A 24,703-nucleotide genomic window follows, 5' to 3' on the forward strand; every position below is an offset into this window, starting at 1 on the left:
AGTCGACGTGCGCGTAGTGGCGGTTGGCCGTCTCGTACTCGACGTGCGCGGTGTTGATCGTGATGCCGCGCGCCTTTTCTTCCGGAGCCGCGTCGATCTGGTCATAGGCCTTCGCTTCGCCGCCGAACTTGGCCGACAGCACGGTGGCAATCGCCGCCGTCAGCGTCGTCTTGCCATGGTCCACGTGACCGATCGTGCCCACGTTGACGTGCGGCTTCGTGCGGGTGAATTTTCCTTTTGCCATTTTCTCGACTCCGAAAAATAACTAGATCAACACACTGACATGGGGTTGCAACCGGCCGGCTGCAACCCCAAAACTGGTGCCCATTGCGGGAATCGGACCCGCGACCTCTCCCTTACCAAGGGAGTGCTCTACCACTGAGCCAAATGGGCGATATCAAAAATCTGCAAAAACACTGCGCTTCGCGCCGACCTGGACTTCTGGAGCGGGAGACGGGAATCGAACCCGCGTCATTAGCTTGGAAGGCTAGGGTTCTACCATTGAACTACTCCCGCATCGTGGCACCCGCCCTTGCTCGGGAAGCACCGCAACGGTCACAGTCAAGCGCTCTGCAAAATCCATTCATCGCTGGTGGAGAGGGCTGGATTCGAACCAGCGTACTCGTAAGAGGGCAGATTTACAGTCTGCTGCCATTAACCACTCGGCCACCTCTCCGGCGAACCTCGGAATATAGCACGAGTATCAGAGCCGGTCGATCGCAGCCCGTCTACCCGGGCCGTTTTCCCGAGAGCCTCACATTTTCGCACGAAATCAGGCGCCTTCTTGCCCGGACCCCAAGGATTCCGCTTCGCGCCAGGCGCGAGCCTGGCCGAAATGGCCGCAGCCGATGAAGGGAAGCGGGGGTCGCAAGGCCGACAACGGGGACGGATGGTTGGCGACAAGGACTTTGTGGCTATTTGTATCGATCAACGCGCGCTTGCTCTGCGCATGGGCGCCCCACAGCATGAACACGACGGGCCGTTCGCGGGCCGCCACATGACGGATCACCGCGTCGGTCAGCACCTCCCAGCCGCGCCCCGAATGGCTGGCCGCCTGCCCCTCCTCCACGGTGAGGCAGGTGTTCAGCAGCAGCACGCCGTGCGATGCCCATTTCACCAGGCTGCCACCCGGGTTCGGAAAGGCCGGCGGGCGGGTGCCGAGGTCGCGCTCCAGCTCTTTGAAGATGTTGCGCAGCGAGGGCGGCAACGGCACGCCCGGCGCGACCGAGAAGGCCAGCCCTTCGGCCTGCCCACGGCCGTGGTACGGGTCCTGGCCGAGGATCACGACGCGGACGTCCTCGGGCGGCGTCAGCTCGAGGGCACGCAGCGGCCGCGGCGGGAAGATCACGGCCCCGGCGGCCAGCCGCTCGCGCAGGAATCCGAGCAGCTTCACGCCGACCGGACCGGCGAAGAATTCGTCCACCAGCGGCCGCCAGCCGGGCGCGACCGGCCAGTCGGCCGGGTCGGCGCTCGCCAGTTGATCGGCCCCGTTCGCCGGCGCGGCGCTCATCGGAACAGCTCGGCCAGCGCCTCGCCCGGCTCGTCGGCCCGCATGAAGGTCTCGCCGACCAGGAAGGCGTGGACGCCGGCGGCGCGCAGCCTGGCCACCTCGTCGCGCGTCGCGATGCCCGATTCGGTCACCAGCAGGCGATCGGCCGGCACCCTCGGCAGCAGATCGAGGGTGGTCTGCACCGAGACCTCGAAGGTGCGCAGGTTGCGGTTGTTGACGCCGATCAGCGGCGTGCGCAGCTTCAAGGCGCGATCGACTTCGTCGCCGTCGTGCGCCTCGACCAGCACTGCCATGCCGAGCCCGGCCGCGATGGCCTCGTAGTCGCGCATCTGGGCATCGTCGAGGCAGGAGACGATCAGCAGGATGGCGTCGGCGCCCATGGCGCGCGACTCGTAGACCTGGTAGGGATCGACGATGAAGTCCTTGCGCAGCACCGGCAGCGCGCAGGAGGCCCGCGCCTGCTTCAGGTAGTCGACGCCGCCCTGGAAGAACTGGCGGTCGGTCAGCACCGACAGGCAGGCGGCGCTGACCTGGCCGTCGCCCTCGGCGTAGCTCTGGGCGATGTCGGCCGGAATGAAATCGGCGCGCAGCACGCCCTTGCTCGGACTGGCCTTCTTGACCTCGGCGATGACCGCGGCGGCGCCGGCGGCGATCTTGGCGCGCAGCGCGCCGACGAAGTCGCGCGTCAGCACGCGGCTCTCGGCATCGAAGCGCACGGCCTCGAGCGGGCTTCTCTTCTTGGCCGCGACGATCTCCTCGCGCTTGACGGCGACGATCTTCTCCAGGGTGTTCGACATGCTTGCTTTCTCCTCAGGCCGCCGCGGTGGCCGCGGCGAGCTCGGCCAGCTTGGCCTTGGCGGCGCCGGAATCGAGCGCGGCACGCGCCCGCTCGATGCCGGCGGCGATCGATTCGCAGACATTGGCCGCATAGAGCGCGGCGCCGGCGTTCAGCACGACGATGTCGCGCGCCGGACCGGGCTGGTTGTCCAGCACGTCGAGCAGCATCGCCTTCGATTGCTCGGGGGTCTCGACGCGCAGGCTGCGGTTGCTCGCCATCGCGAAGCCGAAGTCCTCCGGATGCAGCTCGTACTCGCGCACCTCGCCGCCCTTCAGCTCGCCGACCATGGTAGCGGCGCCAAGCGAGATCTCGTCCATGCCGTCGCGGCCGTAGACCACCAGCGCATGCTCGGCGCCGAGGCGCTGCAGCGCGCGCACCTGGATGCCGACCAGGTCGGGGTGGAACACGCCCATCAGGATGTTGGGCGCGCCGGCCGGATTGGTCAGCGGGCCGAGGATATTGAAGATGGTCTTGATGCCGAGTTCCTTGCGCACCGGCGCCACGTTCTTCATGGCCGGATGGTGGTTCGGCGCGAACATGAAGCCGATGCCGACGTCGGCGATGCATTTCGCGATCTGCTCGGGCTTCAGGTTGATGTTGATGCCCAGCGACTCGAGCACGTCGGCGCTGCCGGACTTGCTGCTGACGCTGCGCCCGCCGTGCTTGCTGACCTTGGCGCCGGCCGCCGCGGCGACGAACATCGTGCAGGTCGAGATGTTGAAGGTGTGGGAGCCGTCGCCGCCCGTGCCGACGATGTCGACCAGGTTCGTGGTGTCCGCCACCGGCACCTTGGTCGAGACCTCGCGCATCACCTGCGCCGCGGCGGTGATCTCGCCGATGGTCTCCTTCTTGACGCGCAGGCCGGTGATCAGCGCCGCCATCATCACGGGCGAGCATTCGCCGCTCATGATGAGGCGCACGATGTGCAGCATCTCGTCGTGGAACACCTCGCGGTGCTCGATGGTGCGCTGCAGGGCTTCCTGGGGGGTGATGGGCATGGTGTTTGTCTCTCTAGTGAGGGGCTGACGGTGCCAGCGGTGAATCGGACAGCGCGAGCCGCAGGCCGAAGCCGACGAACAGCGCGCCGGCGCCGCGCTGCAGCCAGTGCATGCCGCGCTGCACGAGGCCGACGCGGCGCGCGGTCCACCCGGCCGCGAGCGCCCACGCCACGTTGACGAAGATCGCGTTGAAGTTGAACAGCACGCCCAGCAGGAAGAAGGCCAGCGCCTTGTCGTCGGTGCCCGGCGCGATGAACTGCGGCACGAAGGCCAGGAAGAACAGCGCCACCTTGGGGTTCAGGGCGTTGGTCCAGAAGCCGCCAAGGAACACGCTCTTCGCGCTCGCCGGGCCCGCCGCCGCGAGCGCCGGTGCGGCGCTGGAAGCGCGCGAGAACAGCATCCGCACGCCGACCCACAGCAGGTAGGCCGCGCCGACCCACTTGAGGACGGCGAAGGCGGTGCTGGAGGCGGCCATCAAGGCGCTCAGGCCCAGCGCCGCGGCGACGATGTGGACGAAGCAGCCTGCCGTGATGCCCAAGCCCGCGAGGATGCCGGCGCGCACGCCGGAACGCAGCGAATGGCTCACGATGTAGAGCACGTCGGGGCCCGGCGTCAGGTTCAGCAGCAGGCCGGCGGCGACGAACAGCAGCAGCGCGTGGGCGTCAGGCATGGAAGAAGCTCCGGATCGCGCCGATGGCGCGGTCGATGCCGCCGGCGTCCACATCGAGATGGGTGGCGAAGCGCAGCCGGTAGAGGCCGGTGGCGAGAACGCCGTGTTCCTTCAGGTGCGCCAGCAGCTCGCCGGAACGCGAGCGCGCCTCGCCCGTCAGGTCGACGAACAGCAGATTGGTCTGCGGGGCCTCGACCTGCAGGCCGTCGATGCCTTGCAGGCCTTGCGCCAGCCGCTGTGCCAGCGCATGGTCGTCGGCCAGGCGATCGACGTGGCGTTCGAGCGCGTAGGAAGCGGCCGCGGCCAGCATGCCGGCCTGGCGCATGCCGCCGCCTGCCATCTTGCGCACGCGGTGGGCGCGCGCGATGAACTCGCGCGAACCGCACAGCGCCGAGCCGACCGGCGCGCCCAGGCCCTTGCTGAAGCACACCGACACGCTGTCGAAGCAGCCGGCGATGCGCCGCGCCTCGTCGCGCACGGCGGTGCCGAGCGCCGCCGCCTGGGCGGTGGCGGCGTTGAAGAGCCGGGCGCCATCGAGGTGGCGCGCCAGGCCCCGGCGCTGCGCGAGCTGCGTGGCCTGCGCCACATAGGCGAACGGCAGCAGCTTGCCGCCGAGCGTGTTCTCCAGCGCCAGCAGCCGGGTGCGCGCGAAATGGGCATCGTCGGGCTTGATGGCGGCCTCGATCGCGTCGAGCGCCAGCGAGCCGTCGGGCTGGTGGTCGAGCGGCTGCGGCTGCACGCTGCCGAACACCGCCGCGCCGCCGCCTTCCCAGCGGTAGCAGTGCGCCTGCTGGCCGACGATGTACTCGTCGCCGCGCTGGCAGTGCGCGAGGATGGCGCAGAGGTTGCTCTGCGTGCCGGTGGGCACGAACAGCGCCGCCTCGAAGCCCAGCAGTTCGGCAATCTGCCGCTGCAGCGCGTTGACGCTCGGGTCGTCGGCGAACACGTCGTCGCCGAGCGGCGCCGCGAGCATGGCGGCGCGCATGGCGTCGGTCGGCTGGGTCACGGTGTCGCTGCGCAGGTCGACCACGGCTCGCGATGAAGAGTTGCTCATCGGATCACTCCAGAAAGTTCTTGAGCATCGCGTGGCCATGCTCCGTAAGAATCGACTCGGGGTGGAACTGCACGCCTTCGATACGCACCGCATGTTCGAAGCCGGTGTGGCGCACACCCATGATCTCACCGTCGTCGGTCCAGGCGGTGAGCGCCAGGGCTTCGGGGCAGGAGGCGCGCTCGATCGCCAGCGAGTGGTAGCGGTTGACGCTGAACTTCCCGGGCAGGCCGGCGAAGACGCCCTCGCGCGTGGTCGTGATCTCGCTGACCTTGCCGTGCATCAGCTGCTGGGCGCGGATGATCCTGCCGCCGAAGGCGGCGCCGATCGCCTGGTGCCCGAGGCAGACGCCGAGGATCGGCAGCCGGCCTGCGAAGGCCTGGATCGCCGCCACCGAGACGCCGGCTTCGGCCGGCGAGCACGGGCCCGGCGAGACCACCAGCCGGTCGACGCCGCCGGCGATCCGCTCCTGCAGGCCCTCGAGCGTGATCTCGTCGTTGCGATGGACCTCGACCTCGGCGCCGAGCTCGCCGAAATACTGCACCAGGTTGTAGGTGAAGCTGTCGTAGTTGTCGATCATCAGGAGCTTCATGGCTTGACTCCGATCCGGTGCACGCCCTTCACCACCGGGAACACGTTGAAGTTGATCAAGAGGCCCAGCCGGAGCCCCGACAGGCGCACGGCCGCCTGGGCCTGCGCGCGGTGCAGGTCGGTCAGCGCATCGACCGCCTTGAGCTCGACCACCACCGACTGCTCGACCACGAAGGCGGCACGGCAGACCTCGCCGAGCGAGCGACCCTTGTAGCTGGCCGCCACCGGCACGTTGCGCTGGAAACCGATCTCGCGCTCGGCCAGCTCGATTTCGAGCGCGGCGGCGTACACGGCCTCGGGCAGGCCGGTGCCGAGCACCCGCTGCACCTCGACGGCGGCGCCGATGATCTCGTGCGAGAAGTCGTTGTTGTTGTTGTCTTCGGTGCTCATAGTGCCCCCTCGCTTGCCACTTCGTGTGCTGCGCTGCCCCCCGAGGGGGCGCGAGCTGGCTTGGGGCGGCCCGGCGCGGCGCTCATTCCAGGCCCTCCTCGACCAGCTCGGCGGCGCGCAGCAGCGCCCGCGCCTTGGCTTCGGTCTCTTTCCATTCGAGCTCGGGCACCGAGTCGGCGACCACGCCGGCCGCGGCCTGCACGTGCAGCATCTGGTCCTTGACGATGCCGGTGCGGATCGCGATCGCGACGTCCATGTCGCCGGCGTAGCTGATGTAGCCGCAGGCGCCGCCGTAGAGGCCGCGCTTGGTCGGCTCGAGCTGGTCGATGAGCTCCATCGCGTGCACCTTGGGCGCGCCCGTGAGCGTGCCGGCCGGGAAGGTGGCCTTGAGCACGTCGATCGCGGTCATGCCGTCCTTCAGCGTGCCCTCGACGTTGCTCACGATGTGCATCACGTGGCTGTAGCGCTCGACCGCGAAGGCCTCGGTCACCTTCACCGTGCCGGTCTTGGCGATGCGGCCGATGTCGTTGCGCGCCAGGTCGATCAGCATCACGTGCTCGGCGCGCTCCTTGGGGTCGTTGATCAGCTCGACCTCGGCCGCGCGGTCGAGCTCGGGCGAGGCGCCGCGCGGCCGCGTGCCGGCCAGCGGGCGGATGGTGATCTTCTGCTCGCCCTCGCCGGTGTGCTCCTGCCGCACCAGGATCTCGGGCGAGGCGCCGACGACGTGGAAATCACCCAGGTGGTAGTAGTACATGTAGGGCGACGGATTGAGCGAGCGCAGCGCCCGGTAGAGCGACAGCGGCGACTCGGTGTAGCGCTTGCTGATGCGCTGGCCGACCTGCACCTGCATGAAGTCGCCGGCCGCGATCAGTTCCTTGGCGCGCTCGACCGCGGCCAGGTAGTCGGCCTTGGCGAAGCTGCGCTGCGCCGGATGCGCCTGGCTCGGCAACACCCGTGGCGCGCTGACCGAGTACTTGAGCTGGTCGCGCAGCTCGCGCAGCCGGCGCTTGGCGTTGGCGTAGGCCTCGGGCTGGGCCGGGTCGGCATAGACGATCAGGTAGAGCTTGCCCGAGAGGTTGTCGATCACCGCCAGCTCTTCGCACTGCAGCAGCAGGATGTCGGGGCAGCCCAGGGTGTCGGGCGGGCAGCTTTTTTCGAGCTTCTTCTCGATGTGGCGCACGGTGTCGTAGCCGAAGTAGCCGGCCAGCCCGCCGCAGAAGCGCGGCAGGCCCGGACGCAGCGCCACCTTGAAGCGCTGTTGGTAGGCCGCAACGAAATCGAGCGGGTTGCCATGGGCTTTTTCCACGACTTTGCCGTCCGTTACAACCTCGGTCAGCGCATCGGCGCCGAAGCCGCTGGACCGCAGCAGCGTGCGCGCCGGCAGGCCGATGAAGCTGTAGCGGCCGAAGCGCTCACCGCCGACCACCGATTCGAGCAGGAAGCTGTGCTTGCCGCTGTCCTTGGTGTAGGCCAGTTTGAGGTAGAGGGACAGAGGCGTTTCGAGGTCGGCAAAGGCCTCGACCATCAGCGGAATGCGGTTGTAGCCCTGCGCGCTGAGGCTCTTGAATTCGAGTTCGGTGATCACGGGTGGGGTCTCCGTCGGCCAGCAGACGCTTCGATGGTCGCTGGCGGGGTCATTCAGGTTGGCCGGTTCAGAGGGACTGAAGGCCGCGGGCGCACGGCGTGCGCCGTGCAATCAAACAGGCAACGACGATGGCGTGCGCCAAGGCCAGGCTCCCCGGCTGCCTTGACCTGTCTGAGTGACGTGATGAATGAACATGGAATCGGGAGTTTAGCCCAGGGACAAGCCACATACAAAAAGATACATTGGCGTTCTTTAAAAATTCTTGCGGCCCACGGAGACCTCTGATGCCTTCCTTCGACCTGCGGCGCATGCTCGCGCTGTCCACCCTTGCCCTCGCATCGATCGCGGCATCGGCCGCCCAGGTCGACGTCGCGGGCGTGAAGCTCGACGACACGATCGACCTGCGCGGCAGCAAGCTGCTGCTCAATGGCGCCGGCGTTCGCTACAAGGCGGTGTTCAAGGTCTACACCGCCGGGCTCTATCTGGGCAAGAAGACCGACACCGCCGAAGAGGTGCTGGCGGCCCCCGGCCCCAAGCGCGTGACCATCACCATGCTGCGCGACATCGATGCCAACGAGCTCGGCAAGCTGTTCACGCGCGGGGTCGAGGACAACTCGCCCAAGAGCGAGATGTCGCAGCTGATTCCGGGCCTGCTGCGCATGGGCCAGATGTTCGCCGACCAGAAGCAGCTGAAGGCGGGCGACGGCTTCACGGTCGACTGGATCCCGGGCAGCGGCAGCCTGGTCACGGTGCGCGGCGTGCCGCAGGGCGAGCCGATCAAGGAGCAGGCCTTCTTCAATGCGCTGCTGCGGATCTGGATCGGGCCGACGCCGGCCGACTACAAGCTGAAAGACGCCTTGCTCGGCAAGACCTGAGCGCTCAGTTCGAGCAGCGAGTCGACGAAGCCGTCGGCGTCGACGCCGCGCACCGGCTCGCCGTGGTTGTAGCCGTAGCTGACCAGCACCACGGGGCAACCGGCGGCGCGCGCGGCCTTGGCGTCGTTGCTCGAGTCACCGACCATCAGGGTGCGCCCCGGCAAGGTGCCCAGCGCCTCGCAAGTCTTGAGCAACGGCAGCGGGTCGGGCTTCTTGCGCTCGAAGGCATCGCCGCCGAAGACCTGCCCGAAGTAGCTGTCGAGGCCCTTGGCGGCCAGCAGCGGCCGCGCGAAATCGGTCGGCTTGTTGGTCAGGCAGGCCAGGCGCAGGCCGCGTGCACGCAAGGCCGAAAGCCCTTCGGCCACACCGGCGTAGACGCTGGCGTGCTGGCCGTTGATCGCCAGGTAATGGTGCTGATAGCGCGACCAGGCGCGCTCGTAGAGCGCCGCTTCGGCGCCGACGTGGCGCAGCACCGACTGGATCAGATGCTCGGACCCCTTGCCGACCAGGGTCTCGACGGTCGGCGCATCGACGCGCGGCAGCGCCAGGTCGGCCAGCATGAGGTTCAGGGCGACGACGAAGTCACCGAGCGTGTCGACCATCGTGCCGTCGAGGTCGACGATCGCGGCGTCGAAGAGGGACAGGTCGATGCTTGGGGAATTCACGCGACGAATCATAGGGCGCGCGGCCAAGCCGCCGCCGGGCCTTAGAGCAATTCGATTCCGGGCAGACTCTTGAAGCAGCTTTCGCGCGTGATCTGCACGAAATCGCCCAGCCAGGCCTGCTTCGAGGTCGCGGCGGTGCAGGCCATGTGCAGTTCGCCGGTGAGCCCCTTCTTGCCGACCGGCCGCGCCGTGACATAGCCGCGGTCGAGGTAGCCCTGCACCGCCCACAGCGGCAGCGTCGCGATGCCGCGCCCGCTCGCCACCAGTTGCAGCATCGCCACCGTGAGCTCGGTGGTGCGCCGCCGGGCCGGCTCGACCCCAGCCGGCTGCAGCACCTGCCGCACCAGATCCAGCATGTCGTCGGGCACCGGGTAGGTGATCAGCGTCTGGTCGGCGAAGTGCCGCGCCGTGAGATGGGACTTCGCGGTGAGCGGATGGTCGTTGGCCAGCAGCGCCATGATCTCGAAGCGGAACAGCGGGTGGTAGTCGACGCGCTCGGCCGGGTCCTGCTCGGAGACGATCGCGACTTCGGCCCGGTCCTGCAGCACCAGCGCGATCGGGTCGGGATGGAAGCCCGAGACGATGTCGAGCTCGATCTCGGGCCAGCGCTGGCGGAAAGCATCCATCGCCGGCATCAGCCAGTCGAAGCAGGTATGGCACTCGACCACGATGCGCAGCTGGCCGGCGCGCCCGAGCGACAAGCGCGCCAGGTCGCGCTCGGCCTCGCCGATCAGCGGCAGCACCTTGTCGGCCAGTTCGAGCAGGCGCATGCCGGCCACGCTGAACTGCGGCGGCACCGACTTGCGCTCGAACAGCGCCAGGCCGAAGTGATCCTCCAGCAACTTGATCTGGTGCGACAGCGCCGACTGCGTGAGGTTCAGCAGCTGCGCCGCCCGCACCAGGCTGCCGGTATCGCGCAGCGCGGCCAGCGTGCGGAAGTGGCGGATTTCGAGAACGGATGATTGCATGAATTTCGCTCACGTTGAGCGGCAAAATGTTTCGTTTGAATCATATCGCCACCCTTGGGATCATCGCCGGATGACACGTACCCACACCCTCGGATTCCCGCGCATGGGCGCCCACCGCGAGCTCAAGTTCGCGCTCGAAAAGCACTGGCACGGCGAGATCGACGCCGCGACCCTCGAAGCCACCGGCGCCGAACTGCGCGCCCGTCATTGGCAGGCCCAGCGCGATGCCGGCCTCGACTTCGTGACCGTCGGCGACTTCGCCTTCTACGACCACGTGGCCAACCACATCCAGCTGCTGGGCTGCGAGCCGCCGCGCTTCGCGTTCCCCGGCGACGCGCCCGAGCTGGCGCGCTACTTCACGATGGCGCGCGGCGTCGCCAGCGAGGCCGGCCACGAAGGCTGCGCGCATGGCAACCCCGGCAGCTTCGCGCTGGAGATGACCAAGTGGTTCGACACCAACTACCACTACCTGGTGCCCGAGTTCTCGCCCCACACCCGCTTCGGCCTCTCCTCGGTGCGGCTGTTCGACGAGGTGGCCCAGGCACAGAAGTTCGGCCACCAGGTCAAGGCGGTGCTGCTCGGGCCGCTGAGCTTCCTCTGGCTGGGCAAGGAGAAGCAGGCCGGCTTCGACCGCTTCTCGCTGCTCGATGCGCTGCTGCCGGTGTACGAGCAGGTGCTGGCGCGCCTCAAGGCGATGGGCGTCGAATGGGTTCAGGTCGACGAGCCGATCCTCGGCCTCGACCTGCCCGACGCCTGGCGCAATGCCTTCGAGCGCAGCTACTGGCAGCTCGCGCGCAGCGCGCCGAAGCTGCTGCTCGCCACCTACTTCTCGCCGCTGGCCGAGAACCTCCGGCTGGCCTGCCAGCTGCCGGTCGCGGGCCTGCACGTGGACGCGGTGCGCGCCCCCGACGAGCTGGTCGGCGTGGCCGACTGGCTGCCCGCGCACAAGGTGCTCTCGGTCGGCATCGTCGATGGCCGCAACATCTGGCGCACCGATCCGGACGCCGCGCTGGCGCGGCTGAAGCCGGTGGCCGACAAGCACCGCGGCGAACTCTGGATCGCGCCGTCATGCTCGCTGCTGCACGTGCCCTTCAGCCTCGCGGCGGAAACGAAGCGCGATGCCGAGATCAAGTCCTGGCTGGCCTTCGCGATCGAGAAGCTCGACGAACTGCGGGTGCTGCGCGCCGCGCTGGACGGCGAGGAGGCCGCGGTCGAAGGCGAACTGGTCGCGGCCCGCAAGGCCGTGGCGGCGCGCCGCGCCAGCCCGCGCGTGCACCGCGCCGATGTCGCATTGCGCCTGGCGCGCAGCGTGTACAGCGCCGACCGCCGCCGGTCCGCGTTCAGGCAGCGCCAGGCCGAGCAGCGCGCCCGCTTCGCCTTGCCGCCCCTGCCCACCACGACCATCGGCTCGTTCCCGCAGACCCCCGCCATCCGCGCGGCGCGCGCCGCCTTCAAGCGCGGCGAACTCGATGCCGCCGGCTACCGCGAGAAGATGCAGGACGAGATCGCGCTCGCGGTGCGCAAGCAGGAAGCGCTCGGCATCGACGTGCTGGTGCATGGCGAGGCCGAGCGCAACGACATGGTCGAGTACTTCGGCGAGCAGCTCGACGGCTTTGCGTTCACGGCCAACGGCTGGGTGCAGTCCTACGGTTCGCGCTGCGTCAAGCCGCCGCTGATCTTCGGCGACGTCGCCCGGCCGGCGCCGATGACGGTCGAATGGACCGCCTATGCGCAAAGCCTCACGCAGCGGCCGATGAAGGGCATGCTGACCGGCCCGGTCACGATCCTGCAGTGGTCCTTCGTGCGCGACGACCAGCCGCGCAGCGTCACGACCGAGCAGATCGCCTGGGCGATCCGCGACGAGGTGGTGGACCTCGAACGGGCCGGCATCGGCATCATCCAGATCGACGAGCCGGCGATCCGCGAAGGGCTGCCGCTGCGGCGCGCGGGCTGGAAGAACTACCTCGAAGGCGCGACCCGGTCGTTCCGCATCAGCGCCTCGGGCGTGGCCGACCGGACCCAGATCCACACCCACATGTGCTATTCGGAATTCAACGACATCCTGCCGGAGATCGCGGCCATGGATGCCGACGTGATCACCATCGAGACCAGCCGCTCCGACATGGATCTGCTGCGCGGCTTCGGCGACTTCGACTACCCGAACGAGATCGGCCCCGGCGTCTACGACATCCACTCGCCGCGCATCCCGGGCACCGACGAGATGGTGCGATTGATGCGCAAGGCGGCCGCGGTGGTGCCGGCGGAAAGGCTCTGGATCAACCCGGATTGCGGCCTGAAGACGCGCGGCTGGGCGGAAACCGAGGCGGCGCTCGCCAACATGGTGGCCGCGGCGCGGATCCTGCGCGGCGAACTCAGGCCGGCGCCGGGCCGCCCCAAGCGGCCTGCGGCCCCCTTGGGGGGCAGCGACTACACGAAGTGAGGGAGCGTGGGGGCTCTCAGCCCGCCGGCTTCTCGTGCGCCACTGCATACGGCGTGAAGCGGCTCTCGTTCTCGTTCACGTCCAGCGGCCGGCCGATGAACGGGAAGGCGCGCTGCGGGCAGGCGACGCGCTCGCAGACCTTGCAGCCCATGCCGATCGGCGTCGGCACCTCCGGGTCCTTGAGGTCGAGGCCTTTCGAATACACCAGCCGCGGCGCATAGCGGATGTCGCAGCCGAGGCCGATCGAGAAGGTCTTGCTCGGCGAGCCGAAGCCGCGCTGCCCGTGCGACACGGTGCGCGCGATCCAGAGGTAGGCCCGCCCGTCGGGCATGCGCGCGAGCTGCGGCAGGACGCGCCCGGGCTGCGCGAAGGCCTCGTAGACATTCCACAGCGGGCAGGTGCCGCCGGTCTTCGAGAAGTGGAAGTGCGTCGCCGACTGGCGCTTGGAGATGTTGCCGGCCCGGTCGACGCGGATGAAGAAGAAGGGCACGCCGGGCGCCTGCGGCCGCTGCAGCGTGCTGAGCCGGTGGCAGATGGTCTCGAAGCCGACGCCGAAGCGGCGCGCGAGCTGGTCGATGTCGTAGCGCAAGGTCTCGGCCGCCTCGAGGAAGAGGCCATAGGGCAGCAGCAGGGCGCCCGCGAAGTAGTTGGCCAGGCCGATGCGGGCCAGACCGTGCGCCGGCGCGTCGGCGAAGCCCGCGCCTTCGAGCAGCGATTCGATCAGGGCGGTCTGCTCGAGCAGGGCCAGCTGCGTGGCCAGCTGGAAGGCCTGCTGGCCGGCCTCGAGACCGGTCGACAGGCGCAGCACGCGGTGCGCGGGGTCGTAGCGCCGCTGGCTGTCCGCGGGCTCCTGGTCGGCCGGAACGACGCGCACGCCGTGCCGCTTCATGAGCCGCTGCTGCAGCCATTCGCCCAGCGGTCCGCCGTGGCCGCGCGCCTCCGAAGCCAGCCCTTCGGCGGCGACGTCGAGCGGGTCGAAATGGTTCTGGTGGGCAAAGAAGAAGTCGCGCACCCGCTCGAAGGGCATCGGACGCGCGCCCGCGAGATCGCCGCGGCCGTCGCCGAGCTCGGCCGCCATGGCCTCCAGCCGCTCCATCGCCTCCTGGTGGCGCCGATGCAGCGCCAGCAGCGCACGGCCGACGGCCGGCATCTGCGCGGCGACCTCCCGCAGTTCGGGCAGCGACACCGCCTCGCCACCCGGGTTGTCGGCGAGCGCTTCGCGCAGGTCGGCCACCAGCCGCGCCTCCTCGTCCTCCGAGAACTGCTGCACGTCGACACCGAGCGCACGGCTGATCCTGAGCAGCACGGCGACGGTCAGCGGCCGCTGGTTCTGCTCGATCTGGTTCAGGTAGCTGGGCGACAGGCCCAGCGCATGGGCCAGCGCCACCTGGCTCAGGCCGCGCTCGCCCCGGAGCTTGCGCAGGCGAACGCCCATGAAGGTCTTGCGCATCAGGCCGGACCCAATAATTTCGCAAACTTCGCAAACCAGTGCATTTCCATTCGCATCCTTTCGCCAATTCAGTCCTTCATTATGGATCTTCAATTGCGTAGATTGCGAACCATGAACACGCTTGCTTCTCCCACCGGCTTCAAGCCAAAGAAATCCGTCGCGCTTTCCGGCGTCACCGCCGGCAACACCGCGCTGTGCAGCGTCGGGCGCACCGGCAACGACCTGCACTATCGCGGCTACGACATCCTGGACATCGCCGAGGTCTGCGAGTTCGAGGAGATCGCCCACCTGCTGGTCCACGGCAAGCTGCCGACCGAAGCCGAACTGCGGGCCTACAAGCGCCGGCTCCAGGCCCTGCGCGGCCTGCCCGCGGGCCTCAAGGAAGCGCTCGAGCAATTGCCCGCGAGCGCGCACCCGATGGACGTGATGCGCACCGGCGTCTCGACCCTGGGCTGCATGCTGCCCGAGAAGGACGACCACAACGTGCCCGGCGCGCGCGACATCGCCGACCGCCTGATGGCCTCGCTCGGATCGATGCTGCTGTACTGGTACCACTGGTCGACGCAGGGCCGGCGCATCGAGGTCGAAACCGACGACGACTCGATCGGCGCGCACTTCCTGCACCTGCTGCACGGCGCCAAGCCCTCGCCCGCCTGGGAGCGCGCGATGCACACCTCGCTCAACCTCTATGCGGAACACGAGTTCAACGCCAGCACCTTCGCCGCCCGCGTGGTGGCGGGCACCGGCGCCGATGTCTACTCCGCGATCACCGGCGCGATCGGCGCGCTGCGCGGGCCGAAGCACGGCGGCGCCAACGAGGTGGCCTTCGAGATCCAGAAGCGCTACGACTCGCCCGACGAGGCCGAGGCCGACATCCGCCGGCGGGTCGAAGCCAGGGAGGTGGTGATCGGTTTCGGCCACCCGGTCTACACGGTGAGCGATCCGCGCAACGAGGTCATCAAGGCCGTCGCGAAGTCGCTGTCGCTCGCGGCGGGCTCGACCAAGATGTTCGACATCGCGGAGCGTCTCGAAGACGCCATGTGGGACGCCAAGAAGATGTTCCCCAACCTCGACTGGTTCAGCGCCGTGAGCTACCACATGATGGGCGTGCCGACCGCGATGTTCACGCCGCTGTTCGTGGTCGCACGCACCTCGGGCTGGGCGGCCCACATCATCGAGCAGCGCCTCGACAACAAGATCATCCGGCCGAGCGCGAACTACACCGGCCCCGAGGATCTCGCGTACGTCCCCATGGCGCAGCGCCGATAGCCCCGACGCCTGTTGCTTTCCCTTCCCTCTCCTCTCCCCGCTTCTTCACCACCCGAATGTCCGCACACATCAGCAACGTCCGCCCCGACTGGGACTCCGTCATCGTCGACATCGTCGACTACGCCCTCGGCTACGAGGTCGAATCCCGGCTGGCCCTCGACACCGCCCGCCACATCCTGATCGACACCCTGGGCTGCGGCTTGGAGGCGCTGGCGTACCCGGCGGCCTGCAAGCTGCTCGGCCCGGTCGTCAAGGGCACCGTGGTGCCGAACGGCGCCCGGGTGCCGGGCACGCAGTTCCAGCTCGACCCGGTGCAGGCGGCCTTCGACATCGGCGCCCTCATTCGCTGGCTGGACTTCAACGACACCTGGCTGGCGGCCGAATGGGGCCATCCCAGCGACAATCTCGGCGGCATCCTCGCCGTCGCCGACTGGGCGAGCCGCAGCGCGATTGCAGCGGGCCGCAAGCCGCTCCTGATGCGCGACGTGCTGACCGCGATCGTCAAGGCGCACGAGATCCAGGGCGTGATCGCGCTCGAGAACTCCTTCAACAAGGTCGGCCTCGACCACGTGCTGCTGGTCAAGGTGGCATCGACCGCCGTGGTGTCGCAACTGCTGGGCCTGACGCGCGACGAGACCCTGGCCGCGGTGTCGCTGGCCTGGGTCGACGGCCAGTCGCTGCGCACCTACCGCCACGCCCCGAACGCCGGCAGCCGCAAGAGCTGGGCGGCCGGCGACGCCACCAGCCGCGCCGTGCGGCTGGCGCTGATCGCGCAGACCGGCGAGATGGGCTACCCCTCGGCCTTGACCGCGAAGACCTGGGGCTTCTACGACGTGCTCTTCAAGGGCCAGCCCTTCCGCTTCCAGCGGCCGTACGGCAGCTATGTGTCGGAGAACGTGCTGTTCAAGATCAGCTTCCCGGCCGAGTTCCACAGCCAGACCGCGGTCGAGGCGGCGGTCGCGCTGCACCGGCAGCTGAACGCGGCCGGCAAGACGGTGGAGGACATCGAGAAGATCACCATCCGCACGCACGAGGCCTGCATCCGCATCATCGACAAGCAGGGCCCGCTGAACAACGAGGCCGACCGCGACCATTGCATCCAGTACATGGTGGCGGTGCCGCTGATCTTCGGCCATCTGAAGGCCTCCGACTACGAGGACGGCGTGGCGGCCGACCCTCGCATCGACGCCTTGCGGGCGAAGATCCATTGCGTCGAGGACCCGCGCTACACGCAGGACTACCACGACCCGGAGAAGCGCAGCATCGCGAATGCGCTCACGGTCGAATTCAAGGACGGCAGCCGGCTCGCCGAAGTCGCGGTCGAATACCCGATCGGCCACCAGCGCCGCCGCGCCGAAGGCATCCCGCTGCTCGAGGCCAAGTTCCGCACCAACCTCGCGCGCCGCTTCCCGAAGAAGCAGCAGGACGCGATCCTCGCGGTGTCGCTCGACCCGGGGGCGCTCGAGTCCATGCCGGTCAACGAATACCTCGGGCTCTACGTGATCTGACATGGCTCAAAGCACACGAAAAACCTTGCGCGCGCTGGCCGAGGCACGCCGCGGCGTGCTGGTGCCCGGCGCCTTCAACGCGCTGTCGGCGCGGGTGGTCGAGGACCTCGGTTTCGAGGCGATCTACGTCACCGGCGCCGGCGTCACCAACATGTGGCTCGGCCTGCCCGACCAGGGCTTCATGGGGCTGCACGAGATCGCCGACCACACGGCGCGCATCCGCGATGCCGTTCAGTTGCCGCTGATCGTCGATGCCGACACCGGCTTCGGCAATGCGCTCAACGTGCGGCACACGGTGCGCGTGCTGGAGCGTGCCGGCGCCGACTGCATCCAGTTCGAGGACCAGGTGGCGCCCAAGCGCTGCGGCCACTTCGCCGGCAAGGAGGTGATCGGCACCGACGAGGCCGTGGGGAAGATCAAGGCCGCGGTCGATGCCCGCACCGACCCGGACCTGCTGATCCTGGCCCGCACCGATGCCTGTGCGACCTTGGGCTTCGAGGCCGCGGTCGAGCGGGCACAGAAGCTCAGCGAAGCCGGTGCCGACATCCTGTTCGTCGAAGCTGTGACCACCGCCGAGCAGATCCGCGCGCTGCCGCAACGGCTTGCGAGGCCGCAGCTCATGAACATGGTGATCGGCGGCAAGACGCCGATCACCGGCGCCGCCGAGCTGGCCGGACTCGGCTACGGCATCGTGCTCTACGCCAACGCGGCGCTGCAGGGCGCGGTGGCCGGCATGCAGAAGGCGCTGAACGTGCTGCGCACCACCCGGCGCATCGACGAGGACCCGGCGCTGGTCGTCAGCTTCGCGGAGCGCCAGCGCCTGGTCGGCAAGCCGGCGCTGGACGCGCTGGAGAAAAAATACGCGGCCTGAGCCGGCTGGGGGTTAGGGCCTGTTCACACCATTTCCGGAGTCGCGAAGGCATGCCCGGACRGGCCAATCAAGGCGCGCGACGCCGCATGTACGTTGGCACATGCAAGGAGTGCAACGCCGAGTGGCCTGTCCGGGCATGCCTTCCCTGCGGGTTGCCCGGCCAAGGGGCCGTCTGCGGCGTTGCCCGCGCTTGCAAGGCGAAAGCCTTGCTGCGCACGCGCGCCTTGCATCCAGCCCCTTGGCCGGGCAACGCGATCTCCGGAAATGGTGTGAACAGGCCCTAGTCCTTAGGCTTCGGTCACGGTCTGCGCCGCGACCACCGCCTCGGTGCGGTTGCGTACATTGAGCGCGCGGAAGATCGCCGCCAGGTGGATCTTGACCGTGCCTTCGCTGATGCCGAGCGCACGTCCGATCAGCTTGTTGGGCTTGCCCTGCGACAGCAGCTGCAGCACTTCGACCTGGCGCTCGGTCAGCACGTTGCGCAGGTGCTCGAGCGTCTGCGCGGCGGCCGCGGACGAGCCGCGCGGCCCCCCCTCGCCGACCGCGCCGGCGCCCGGGATTCCGGCGACCACGCCGGGCGGCAGCGACGACAGCATCATGGGGGGCACGTAGACCCCGCCCGCCAGCACCAGGCGCACCGCCGACAGCATCACCTCCGGCGAATAGGCCTTGGGAATGAAGCCCAGCACGCCGCGCTCGAGCGCGCTGCGCATCACGGCGGGATCTTCGTAGCCCGAGAGCACGATGACCGGCACGGCGGGATGGCGGCGGCGGATCTCGTCGATGTGGGCCTGGCCTTCGGCACCGGGCATGTTGAGGTCGATCACGGCCAGATCGAGGTCGTCGGAGGCACGGGTGAGCAACTCGTCGACGCTCATGGCCAGGACGAAGTCGATGCCGGGCTCGAGCTCGGACAACTTGGCCTTGACCGCCTCGATGACGAGCCGGTGGTCGTCGGCGATCAGGATTTTCATGGCTTTCCCCAGCGTCATGGATAAATTCAGGCAGGCCGACGATAACGGCGAACGAGACGCGCATCAAGGCGGATTTCGCTCCCCGAACGACATAGCTCCCAAGCGGTATGGTGCCCGCTTGCGTCGATGAAACAATGATCCACATCCAAAATCGACCGGGAACGTGGGCATGTGCCAACGACACAGGCGCAGCAGCCAGACTCCGATCCCCCGCAACGCCTAGCCGCGAGCGCTGAATGGCTCGCCTGCTCGATTGCTTTTCCAGGCTGATCGCGTTCGGACTCGGGCTGGATGCATCGGTCGCCGCGGGCCGGGCCGAACCCGACTGCGAGACGGCCCGGCAGGAGGCGCTCCGCCTGCTCGAAGATGCCCGGGAAGCGGCCCGGGCGCTCGGCCGCCCGGCCTCGGCGATCGAATCGGCTCGGTTCGCGATGGTCGCCTGGATCGACGAGATCCTGGCGCGGCACCCCGACTGCAAGGCCGGCGAGGGGGCGCCGCTGCAGCGGCAGCTGTTCAATTCCAACAACGCGCACACCGAGTTCTTCCACCACTTGTCGGCCCTGGCGGCCGGCGACGACGAGGTCCGCGAGGTGTTCTGGCACGCGCTGGCGCTCGGATTCAAGGGCCAGTACTACTTCGAGAGCGGCGACAGCGGCGAGCTCGGCAAGCTCAAGGCCCTGCACGGCGAGCAGCTCGCGCTGCGTCCGGCCTGGCTCGACGCCCTCGCGCAGGAGCGCATCACGCCGCAACCCTACAGCCTGCCCGATCCGCCCGGGCCGCGCGACCCGCAGCGGCGCGAACGCACCCTGCTGCGCGCCGGCGGCGCGCTGGCGCTGCTGCTCCCGCTCGCCTACCTGCTCTGGTTCACGCTGGCGGGCCCGCGCGAAGAGCCGCCCACGCTGGCCCAGCGCATCGACCAGCAACTCCAGACCTATGCCTGCGCGGACCTCTCCGCCACGGTGACACCGGACGGCGCGGCACGGGTGCAGGGCTTCGTCCCGATCGCCGAGGAGATCGCCCGGGTGCAGCGCGAGGTGCTGGCCCTGCCGGGGGTGAACGCCGCCGTCGCCGTGTTCGACCTCCAGCTGCGGATCTGGCCGCACTGCGAAGTGCTGGCACTGCTGAAGCCCTACCAGGCGCGCAACCGGGAGAACGCGCCGGGCCTGTCCATCGCGACGCCCACGGCACCGAAAGGCCGGCTGCGGGAGGGCGACCCGGTATGGATCGAGGTCAGGAACGCGCAACGCGACGGCTATCTGTGGGTCGACTACTACACGGCCGATGGCGCCGTGATGCACCTCAATGCCGGATCGGCGCAGCGGCGCCTGCGCGGCGGCGAAACCGTCGAACTCGGGCGCGACATCCCCTCGAGCTGGCTCTCCGCACCGCCCTTCGGCACGGTGCTGGTGACAGCGCTGTCCTCGCCCATGCCTTTCGCCGAGGCGATCGACCGGCCGCCTTTCGAGCTGGCCTCGGCCTACCTCCAGCGCTTGCGCGAATCGCTGGCGGTCGGCGAATTCGGCGCCCGCGTGGTCGCCGAGGTGGTCTTCCTTCAAACCGTGCCGCGCTGAGTCCGCGCGCCTGCGCCCAATGATCGCCGCATCTCCCTTGCCGCCGCATTTCTGGAGCCTGACAGGGCTGTGCCTGCTGGCCTTCCTCACCCTGTGGTGGTTCATGCTGGCGTCCGGCCGCAGCGCAAGGCGGCGGCGGCTGCGGCGGCGCATCGCGGCGTTCGATGCCGAAGCCGCTCCGCCTGCACCCCTGGACCTGGTCGGCATTCAGGAGGCCATGGCCCGCGCCCGCCGAGCGGCCCGGCCGCGCTCGGCAATCCGGTCGATCCACGTGAGCGCGGCCGCTGGTACCGCGCGCTGCTTGAGCTGGCCGAGCGGCGTGAGCACCTGCCGCTCAATGGCATCGTGGCTTGCGTCGCGGCCGCCACGGTGCTCGGCGACACCGGGGCCACGGAATCGCTGGCGGTGCGGCTGCGCCAGCGGATCGACGAAGCGGCCGAGCAATTGCGGATCCAGTTGCCGGTCTACCTGGTGGTGACGGGGCTGGAGCAGCTGGAAGGCTATGCAGCGGTGCGCGGTGCGCTGCCGGCGGAGACGCTCGGACAGGCGCTGGGCCACCGCCTGGCGGACAACGCGCCGGCCGGCATCGATGCCGGCGGCCGGCTCGACGGCATCTTCGGCGAGCTGGGCATGCAACTGCATGCCCTGCGCATGGCGCTGCTGCGCGACGAGGAGGACCCGGTCCGGCGACTGGCCATTCACACCTTCACGGAACGGCTGCGGGCCCTGCAGCCCGGCTTGCAGCTGCTGGCGCTGCGCCTGTTCGCCGCGCCAAGGGGCGCGCGGGCGCCGCGCTGGCGCGGGCTCTACCTGACGGCAGCGCCATCGGCGGCGGCCTGCGGCCCCCCCGGGAGGCAGCGACCCACACGCAGTGGGGGAGCGTGGGGGCTTCATCATTCATCGTCGCGAACCCGGTACTGACCCATGAGCGTCTGCTGGGTGGCTGGCGGCACCGCCTCGTAGTGCGACAGCGCGATGGTGTAGCGGCCCTGGCCGCTGGTCATGGCGTTCAGCCGCGACTGGTAGCTGGCGAGTTCCGACATCGGCACCTGGCCGCGGACCAGCACCGTGCCGGCACCGCCATTCGCGGTGCCCGTGACCAGCCCGCGGCGCGAGGACAGGTCGCCGGTGACGTCGCCGATCGCATGGTCGGGCGCGGCGATCTCGATCTGCACGATCGGCTCCAGCACGATCGGCCGCGCCGCCCGGATCGCGGCCATGAAGGCCTTGCGCCCGGCGGTCGCGAAGGCGATGTCCTTGCTGTCGACGCTGTGGTGCTTGCCGTCGTGCACCACCACGCGGATATCGACCACCGGATAGCCGGCGATGGCGCCCGAGAGCAGCACTTCGCGCACGCCCTTCTCGACCGCCGGGATGAACTGGCCCGGGATCGCCCCTCCCTTGACCTCGTCGGCGAACTCGAAGCCGCCGCCGCGCGCCAGCGGCTCGATGCGCAGGAAGACCTCGCCGAACTGGCCGGCGCCGCCGGTCTGCTTCTTGTGGCGGTGGTGGCCCTCGGCCGGGGCAGTCACGGTCTCTCGGTAGGCGATGCGCGGCGGCCGGGTGTCGACGTCGAAGCGGTAGACCTCGCGCAAGCGCTCGAGCATCACGCGCAGGTGCAGCTCGCCAAGGCCGTAGATGATGGTCTCGTTGGTGGCCACCACATGCTCGACGCGCAGGCAGGGGTCCTCGGCAACCAGCTTGCCGAGGATCTCCCAGGCCCGCTGCTCGTCGCCGTGGCGCTTGGGCTCGACCGCCAGGCCATGCACCGGCACCGGAAAGGCCAGTGGCGCCAGGTGCACGTGGTCGTCCTCGGCGGCGTCGTGCAGCACGGCGTCGTAGTGGATCTCCTCGACCTTGGCCACCGCCACGATGTCGCCCGGCAGCGCCCGCGACACCTCGACGTGGTCCTTGCCCTGGAGCATGAACAGGTGGCCGACCTTGAAGGGCTTGCGGCCATCGCCGACATAGAGCTGGCTGTCGCGCGTGACCGTGCCCTGGTGGACGCGGAAGATCCCGAGCTTGCCCACGTAGGGATCGACCGTGACCTTGAAGACATGCGCCAGCACGTGCAGCGAGGGATCGGGCCGGGCCTGCATCGGCTGCGCGGCCGCGCCTTCGCCGAGCAGGAAATCGGGCGGATTGGCCTCGGTCGGGTCGGGCAGCAGCCTGACGACCACGTCGAGCAGTTCCGAAAGGCCGGCGCCGCTGCGGGCCGAGACGAAGCAGACCGGGATCAGGTGGCCTTCGCGCAGGGCCTGCTCGAGTGGTGCATGCAGCTCGGCGGCATCGACGTCGCCCTCGGACAGGTAGCGGTCGACGAAGGCCGCGTCGACCTCGACCACCTGCTCGACCAGGGCCCGGTGCGCGTCCTCGACGCTGCCGAGGTCGGACTGCCCCTCGCGATTGAAGAAGCAGTCGATGACCTGCGTGCCGCCGGCGGCCGGCAGGTTCAGCGGCAGGCATTCGCGCCCGAAGGCGGCCTGGATCCGCGCCAGCAGGCCGGCCAGGTCGACGCCCTGGGTGTCGATCTTGTTGACGATGACCATCCGCGACAGATGCCGCTCGGCGGCATAGGCCATCATCCGCAGCGTCATCGGCTCGATGCCGGTGGCGGCGTTGACGACCACCGCCGCAGTCTCCACGGCCTCCAACGGAGGCAGGCTCTGGCCGAGGAAGTCGGCCCCGCCCGGCGTGTCGATGAAGTGCACCCGCGTGCCGGCATGCATCAGGTGCATCACCGAGGCATTGAGCGAATGCTGCATGCGGCGCTCGAGGGGGTCGTGGTCGCTCACGGTGGTGCCGCGTTCGACGCTGCCGCGGGCGCCGATGGCACCGGCCTCGTGCAGCAGGGCCTCGGCGAGGGAGGTCTTGCCGGCGGCGGAGGCGCCGACGAGCGCCAGGGTTCGCACCGCTTCCATTTCGGCCGTCTGGCCGTTCGATCGGCTTGGCATGGGCTGTCTCCTCGGCGCCTGGGCGCGTCGGCCCAGCGTACGGGATCGGACGCCGCGACGCAAGCCGGCCAGCGCATGCCGGAAAATGGCCGCCATGGCACTCCCGACCGATTCCGCCTCCGACAACGCCGGCTACGGGCGCCGCGACTTCATGGTCGTCAAGATCCCGGTGGTCGAGGACGTGGACGACCGCTGGCACCAGCGCGAGGAACGCATCGACGAGGCGCTGCGCGGCCGCGGCATCGGCTCGGTGCTCGGCTGGGGCGACTCGCTGGGCGAAGCGACGCCCCGCGGCCGACGCCGGGTTGCCTTCACCCGGGTCGACATCGACGTCTCGGATATCGCCGCCGGGCGGGCGCTGCTGCAGTCCGCACTGCCGGCAATCGGCGTGCCGCCGGGCACCGAGATCCACTATTCGGTCGGGCGGGTCCGGTTCGCCGACATCTATACGCCGCCGGACTGGCTGCTGGCGCAGCCGCAGGTCCCTTAGGGCCGGCGGGCCCCCTCAGTCGCCGCGCAACGCCGCGATCTGCTCCGCATGGGCGCTCTCGATGCGCTGCAGCCGGGCCTGGCGCGCCGCCTCGCTGACCCATTGCGCATTGAGTGCGCTCTGCTTCGCGAGCTGGTATTGCAGCGTGGCGGCCGGCAGCAGCGCCCTGTTGTCGGCCGCGACATAGCCCAGGGAGGCGCGCAGGCCCTTCAGCACCTCGCGCTGGGCCTCGGCACGCGGCCCCTGGCCGCGCCCGTAGCCGGCCAGGAAGCCGCGCAGCTTCTTCTGCAGTTCCGGCGGAAGGTCGGCGCGCACCACGAACTGCGCCGGTGGCGTCGGCTCCGACCGCCAGATCACCTGCAGGCGCTCGGCCTCGACCGGGAACTGCTCGCGGAAGCGCTCGAAATCGGTGGTGTTGTTGGTCGCCACGTCGGCATCGCCATTGGCCACCGCCAGCGCCGTGGTCTGGTGGGTGCCGACGATCTCGCTCTGGAAGCGGGTCTCCATCACGATCCGGTTCGGCAGGAACAACTGGACCTGCGGCAGGATGAAGCCCGACACCGACCGGCTGTCGCCGCGCGCCAGGCGCCATTGCTCGGGATGGGCAAGCAGGTCCTGCAGCGTGTTGCGCGGACCGCTCTTGCGCACCAGCAGCACGGCCCGGTGGTCGGGCGTGCCGGGGTGCCGCCGCACCTGGGCCAGGACGTTCATGCGCCGCTGGACGACGGCGTCGAGCGCGAGCTGGGCCGACAGGAGGCTCAGATCGACCTGGCGCTGCCGGATGGCCTCGCCCAGGGATTCGTAGGTGACGGCCGAATGCACCGTCACGGGCCAGCCGATCGCGCGGCTCATGTCGGCCAGCAGCGGTGTCCAGTTCTCGCGCGACTCGACCACGCCGCCGATCGGCAGCACGCCGAATCGCAGCTCGGCCGCCGGCGACGGCCGGACGCCCTCGGCCCCGGCCATCGCATGCCAGGCCAGCGCGGCCGCCAGCGCCAGACGCGCGATGGCGAGCATCCCCGATCTCAGCATGCG

General features: G+C 69.3%; 23 protein-coding genes and 3 tRNA genes. 8 read left to right on the top strand and 18 right to left on the bottom strand.

The window, feature by feature from the left end:
- From AC1DYD_RS11990 to trpE, 12 genes are all read right to left on the bottom strand, one after another.
- Nucleotides 1-244: GTP-binding protein (locus tag AC1DYD_RS11990; protein ID WP_478158694.1), on the bottom strand; the 244-nt coding region annotated here is incomplete at its 3' end.
- Nucleotides 245-318: 74 nt separating this feature from the next.
- Nucleotides 319-393: transfer RNA gene (locus AC1DYD_RS11995), tRNA-Thr, on the bottom strand.
- Between the two features lie 49 nt (nucleotides 394-442).
- A tRNA-Gly gene (locus AC1DYD_RS12000) sits at nucleotides 443-516 on the bottom strand.
- 74 nt (nucleotides 517-590) lie between these two features.
- A tRNA-Tyr gene (locus tag AC1DYD_RS12005) sits at nucleotides 591-676 on the bottom strand.
- Between the two features lie 96 nt (nucleotides 677-772).
- Nucleotides 773-1,510 (bottom strand): uracil-DNA glycosylase, encoded by a 738-nt coding sequence (locus AC1DYD_RS12010; protein ID WP_478172962.1) that lies wholly within the window; start codon nucleotides 1,508-1,510, stop codon nucleotides 773-775.
- Entirely contained in the window at nucleotides 1,507-2,307 is an 801-nt protein-coding gene (trpC, locus tag AC1DYD_RS12015; protein WP_478172963.1) for an indole-3-glycerol phosphate synthase TrpC, read from the bottom strand. Before trpC ends, AC1DYD_RS12010 begins: the two co-directional genes overlap by 4 nt.
- 13 nt (nucleotides 2,308-2,320) lie before the next feature.
- Nucleotides 2,321-3,346, bottom strand: a complete 1,026-nt coding sequence (trpD, locus tag AC1DYD_RS12020) for an anthranilate phosphoribosyltransferase (RefSeq protein ID WP_478172964.1) — start codon at nucleotides 3,344-3,346, stop codon at nucleotides 2,321-2,323.
- A 13-nt stretch (nucleotides 3,347-3,359) separates the two neighbouring features.
- Nucleotides 3,360-4,016 (bottom strand): LysE family translocator, encoded by a 657-nt coding sequence (locus AC1DYD_RS12025; RefSeq protein WP_478172965.1) that lies wholly within the window; start codon nucleotides 4,014-4,016, stop codon nucleotides 3,360-3,362.
- Nucleotides 4,009-5,070 (bottom strand): low-specificity L-threonine aldolase, encoded by a 1,062-nt coding sequence (gene ltaE / locus AC1DYD_RS12030; RefSeq protein ID WP_478172966.1) that lies wholly within the window; start codon nucleotides 5,068-5,070, stop codon nucleotides 4,009-4,011. The genes AC1DYD_RS12025 and ltaE overlap by 8 nt, the downstream gene beginning before the upstream one ends.
- Nucleotides 5,071-5,074: 4 nt before the next feature.
- Nucleotides 5,075-5,659, bottom strand: coding sequence for an anthranilate synthase component II (locus tag AC1DYD_RS12035; protein WP_478172967.1), 585 nt, complete (start codon nucleotides 5,657-5,659; stop codon nucleotides 5,075-5,077).
- Nucleotides 5,656-6,048, bottom strand: a complete 393-nt coding sequence (locus AC1DYD_RS12040) for a GxxExxY protein (RefSeq protein WP_478172968.1) — start codon at nucleotides 6,046-6,048, stop codon at nucleotides 5,656-5,658. Before AC1DYD_RS12040 ends, AC1DYD_RS12035 begins: the two co-directional genes overlap by 4 nt.
- 82 nt (nucleotides 6,049-6,130) lie before the next feature.
- Nucleotides 6,131-7,633 (bottom strand): anthranilate synthase component I, encoded by a 1,503-nt coding sequence (gene trpE / locus AC1DYD_RS12045; RefSeq protein WP_478172969.1) that lies wholly within the window; start codon nucleotides 7,631-7,633, stop codon nucleotides 6,131-6,133.
- A gap of 284 nt (nucleotides 7,634-7,917) precedes the next feature.
- On the opposite strand from trpE, the gene AC1DYD_RS12050 reads away from it, so the two are divergent.
- Complete coding sequence (locus AC1DYD_RS12050; RefSeq protein ID WP_478172970.1) at nucleotides 7,918-8,508, top strand: chalcone isomerase family protein; 591 nt, start codon at nucleotides 7,918-7,920, stop codon at nucleotides 8,506-8,508.
- On the opposite strand, the gene gph is transcribed toward AC1DYD_RS12050, so the two are convergent.
- Together gph and AC1DYD_RS12060 are read right to left on the bottom strand one after the other, a co-directional pair.
- Nucleotides 8,472-9,173, bottom strand: a complete 702-nt coding sequence (gene gph, locus AC1DYD_RS12055) for a phosphoglycolate phosphatase (protein WP_478172971.1) — start codon at nucleotides 9,171-9,173, stop codon at nucleotides 8,472-8,474. The two genes, AC1DYD_RS12050 and gph, sit on opposite strands and share 37 nt — an antisense overlap.
- 41 nt (nucleotides 9,174-9,214) lie before the next feature.
- Complete coding sequence (locus tag AC1DYD_RS12060) at nucleotides 9,215-10,141, bottom strand: LysR family transcriptional regulator (RefSeq protein WP_478172972.1); 927 nt, start codon at nucleotides 10,139-10,141, stop codon at nucleotides 9,215-9,217.
- A 70-nt stretch (nucleotides 10,142-10,211) separates the two neighbouring features.
- On the opposite strand from AC1DYD_RS12060, the gene metE reads away from it, so the two are divergent.
- Complete coding sequence (gene metE / locus AC1DYD_RS12065; protein ID WP_478172973.1) at nucleotides 10,212-12,581, top strand: 5-methyltetrahydropteroyltriglutamate--homocysteine S-methyltransferase; 2,370 nt, start codon at nucleotides 10,212-10,214, stop codon at nucleotides 12,579-12,581.
- A gap of 16 nt (nucleotides 12,582-12,597) precedes the next feature.
- Here the strand turns inward: metE and AC1DYD_RS12070 are convergent, their stop codons facing one another.
- The gene (locus AC1DYD_RS12070) at nucleotides 12,598-14,031 is read right to left on the bottom strand and encodes a short-chain fatty acyl-CoA regulator family protein (protein WP_478172974.1); all 1,434 of its coding nucleotides are present in this window, start codon (nucleotides 14,029-14,031) and stop codon (nucleotides 12,598-12,600) included.
- 111 nt (nucleotides 14,032-14,142) lie between these two features.
- Here AC1DYD_RS12070 and prpC point away from each other — a divergent pair, with 111 nt between their 5' ends.
- Genes prpC through AC1DYD_RS12085 form a run of 3 tightly spaced genes read left to right on the top strand, consistent with a single transcriptional unit; the run spans nucleotide 14,143 to nucleotide 17,679 of the window.
- Complete coding sequence (prpC, locus tag AC1DYD_RS12075; protein ID WP_478172975.1) at nucleotides 14,143-15,300, top strand: bifunctional 2-methylcitrate synthase/citrate synthase; 1,158 nt, start codon at nucleotides 14,143-14,145, stop codon at nucleotides 15,298-15,300.
- A 56-nt stretch (nucleotides 15,301-15,356) separates the two neighbouring features.
- A complete protein-coding gene (locus tag AC1DYD_RS12080; RefSeq protein WP_478172976.1) occupies nucleotides 15,357-16,808 on the top strand; it encodes a bifunctional 2-methylcitrate dehydratase/aconitate hydratase in 1,452 nt (483 codons plus the stop codon).
- Between the two features lies 1 nt (nucleotide 16,809).
- A complete protein-coding gene (locus tag AC1DYD_RS12085; RefSeq protein ID WP_478172977.1) occupies nucleotides 16,810-17,679 on the top strand; it encodes an isocitrate lyase/PEP mutase family protein in 870 nt (289 codons plus the stop codon).
- 287 nt (nucleotides 17,680-17,966) lie between these two features.
- On the opposite strand, the gene AC1DYD_RS12090 is transcribed toward AC1DYD_RS12085, so the two are convergent.
- The gene (locus AC1DYD_RS12090; protein WP_478172978.1) at nucleotides 17,967-18,653 is read right to left on the bottom strand and encodes a LuxR C-terminal-related transcriptional regulator; all 687 of its coding nucleotides are present in this window, start codon (nucleotides 18,651-18,653) and stop codon (nucleotides 17,967-17,969) included.
- A 236-nt stretch (nucleotides 18,654-18,889) separates the two neighbouring features.
- Between AC1DYD_RS12090 and AC1DYD_RS12095 the strand changes: the two genes are divergently transcribed.
- Nucleotides 18,890-20,224: a DotU family type IV/VI secretion system protein gene (locus AC1DYD_RS12095; RefSeq protein ID WP_478172979.1), complete on the top strand. Its 1,335-nt coding sequence runs from the start codon at nucleotides 18,890-18,892 to the stop codon at nucleotides 20,222-20,224.
- A gap of 93 nt (nucleotides 20,225-20,317) precedes the next feature.
- Nucleotides 20,318-21,145 (top strand): type VI secretion system protein, encoded by an 828-nt coding sequence (locus tag AC1DYD_RS12100; protein ID WP_478172980.1) that lies wholly within the window; start codon nucleotides 20,318-20,320, stop codon nucleotides 21,143-21,145.
- Here the strand turns inward: AC1DYD_RS12100 and fusA are convergent.
- Complete coding sequence (fusA, locus tag AC1DYD_RS12105; protein WP_478172981.1) at nucleotides 21,118-23,178, bottom strand: elongation factor G; 2,061 nt, start codon at nucleotides 23,176-23,178, stop codon at nucleotides 21,118-21,120. The genes AC1DYD_RS12100 and fusA overlap by 28 nt on opposite strands.
- 94 nt (nucleotides 23,179-23,272) lie before the next feature.
- Between fusA and AC1DYD_RS12110 the strand changes: the two genes are divergently transcribed.
- On the top strand, nucleotides 23,273-23,668 hold the full coding sequence (locus tag AC1DYD_RS12110; protein WP_478172982.1) for a hypothetical protein: 396 nt from the start codon (nucleotides 23,273-23,275) through the stop codon (nucleotides 23,666-23,668).
- 15 nt (nucleotides 23,669-23,683) lie between these two features.
- Here AC1DYD_RS12110 and AC1DYD_RS12115 read toward each other — a convergent pair whose 3' ends face one another.
- Nucleotides 23,684-24,685: a phosphate/phosphite/phosphonate ABC transporter substrate-binding protein gene (locus AC1DYD_RS12115; RefSeq protein ID WP_478172983.1), complete on the bottom strand. Its 1,002-nt coding sequence runs from the start codon at nucleotides 24,683-24,685 to the stop codon at nucleotides 23,684-23,686.
- Nucleotides 24,686-24,703: the final 18 nt, after the last annotated feature.

It is taken from the genome of Variovorax sp. P4_B11, from assembly GCF_056402355.1.

Excerpts from the sequence above, each read along its gene's own strand:
- AC1DYD_RS12010 (WP_478172962.1), bottom strand. The coding sequence starts at position 1,510 with ATGAGCGCCGCGCCGGCGAACGGGGCCGATCAACTGGCGAGCGCCGAC.
- trpC (WP_478172963.1), bottom strand. The coding sequence starts at position 2,307 with ATGTCGAACACCCTGGAGAAGATCGTCGCCGTCAAGCGCGAGGAGATC.
- trpD (WP_478172964.1), bottom strand. The coding sequence starts at position 3,346 with ATGCCCATCACCCCCCAGGAAGCCCTGCAGCGCACCATCGAGCACCGC.
- AC1DYD_RS12025 (WP_478172965.1), bottom strand. The coding sequence starts at position 4,016 with ATGCCTGACGCCCACGCGCTGCTGCTGTTCGTCGCCGCCGGCCTGCTG.
- ltaE (WP_478172966.1), bottom strand. The coding sequence starts at position 5,070 with ATGAGCAACTCTTCATCGCGAGCCGTGGTCGACCTGCGCAGCGACACC.
- AC1DYD_RS12035 (WP_478172967.1), bottom strand. The coding sequence starts at position 5,659 with ATGAAGCTCCTGATGATCGACAACTACGACAGCTTCACCTACAACCTG.
- AC1DYD_RS12040 (WP_478172968.1), bottom strand. The coding sequence starts at position 6,048 with ATGAGCACCGAAGACAACAACAACAACGACTTCTCGCACGAGATCATC.
- AC1DYD_RS12050 (WP_478172970.1), top strand. The coding sequence starts at position 7,918 with ATGCCTTCCTTCGACCTGCGGCGCATGCTCGCGCTGTCCACCCTTGCC.
- AC1DYD_RS12060 (WP_478172972.1), bottom strand. The coding sequence starts at position 10,141 with ATGCAATCATCCGTTCTCGAAATCCGCCACTTCCGCACGCTGGCCGCG.
- metE (WP_478172973.1), top strand. The coding sequence starts at position 10,212 with ATGACACGTACCCACACCCTCGGATTCCCGCGCATGGGCGCCCACCGC.
- AC1DYD_RS12070 (WP_478172974.1), bottom strand. The coding sequence starts at position 14,031 with ATGCGCAAGACCTTCATGGGCGTTCGCCTGCGCAAGCTCCGGGGCGAG.
- prpC (WP_478172975.1), top strand. The coding sequence starts at position 14,143 with ATGAACACGCTTGCTTCTCCCACCGGCTTCAAGCCAAAGAAATCCGTC.
- AC1DYD_RS12080 (WP_478172976.1), top strand. The coding sequence starts at position 15,357 with ATGTCCGCACACATCAGCAACGTCCGCCCCGACTGGGACTCCGTCATC.
- AC1DYD_RS12085 (WP_478172977.1), top strand. The coding sequence starts at position 16,810 with ATGGCTCAAAGCACACGAAAAACCTTGCGCGCGCTGGCCGAGGCACGC.
- AC1DYD_RS12090 (WP_478172978.1), bottom strand. The coding sequence starts at position 18,653 with ATGAAAATCCTGATCGCCGACGACCACCGGCTCGTCATCGAGGCGGTC.
- AC1DYD_RS12095 (WP_478172979.1), top strand. The coding sequence starts at position 18,890 with ATGGCTCGCCTGCTCGATTGCTTTTCCAGGCTGATCGCGTTCGGACTC.
- fusA (WP_478172981.1), bottom strand. The coding sequence starts at position 23,178 with ATGCCAAGCCGATCGAACGGCCAGACGGCCGAAATGGAAGCGGTGCGA.
- AC1DYD_RS12110 (WP_478172982.1), top strand. The coding sequence starts at position 23,273 with ATGGCACTCCCGACCGATTCCGCCTCCGACAACGCCGGCTACGGGCGC.
- AC1DYD_RS12115 (WP_478172983.1), bottom strand. The coding sequence starts at position 24,685 with ATGCTCGCCATCGCGCGTCTGGCGCTGGCGGCCGCGCTGGCCTGGCAT.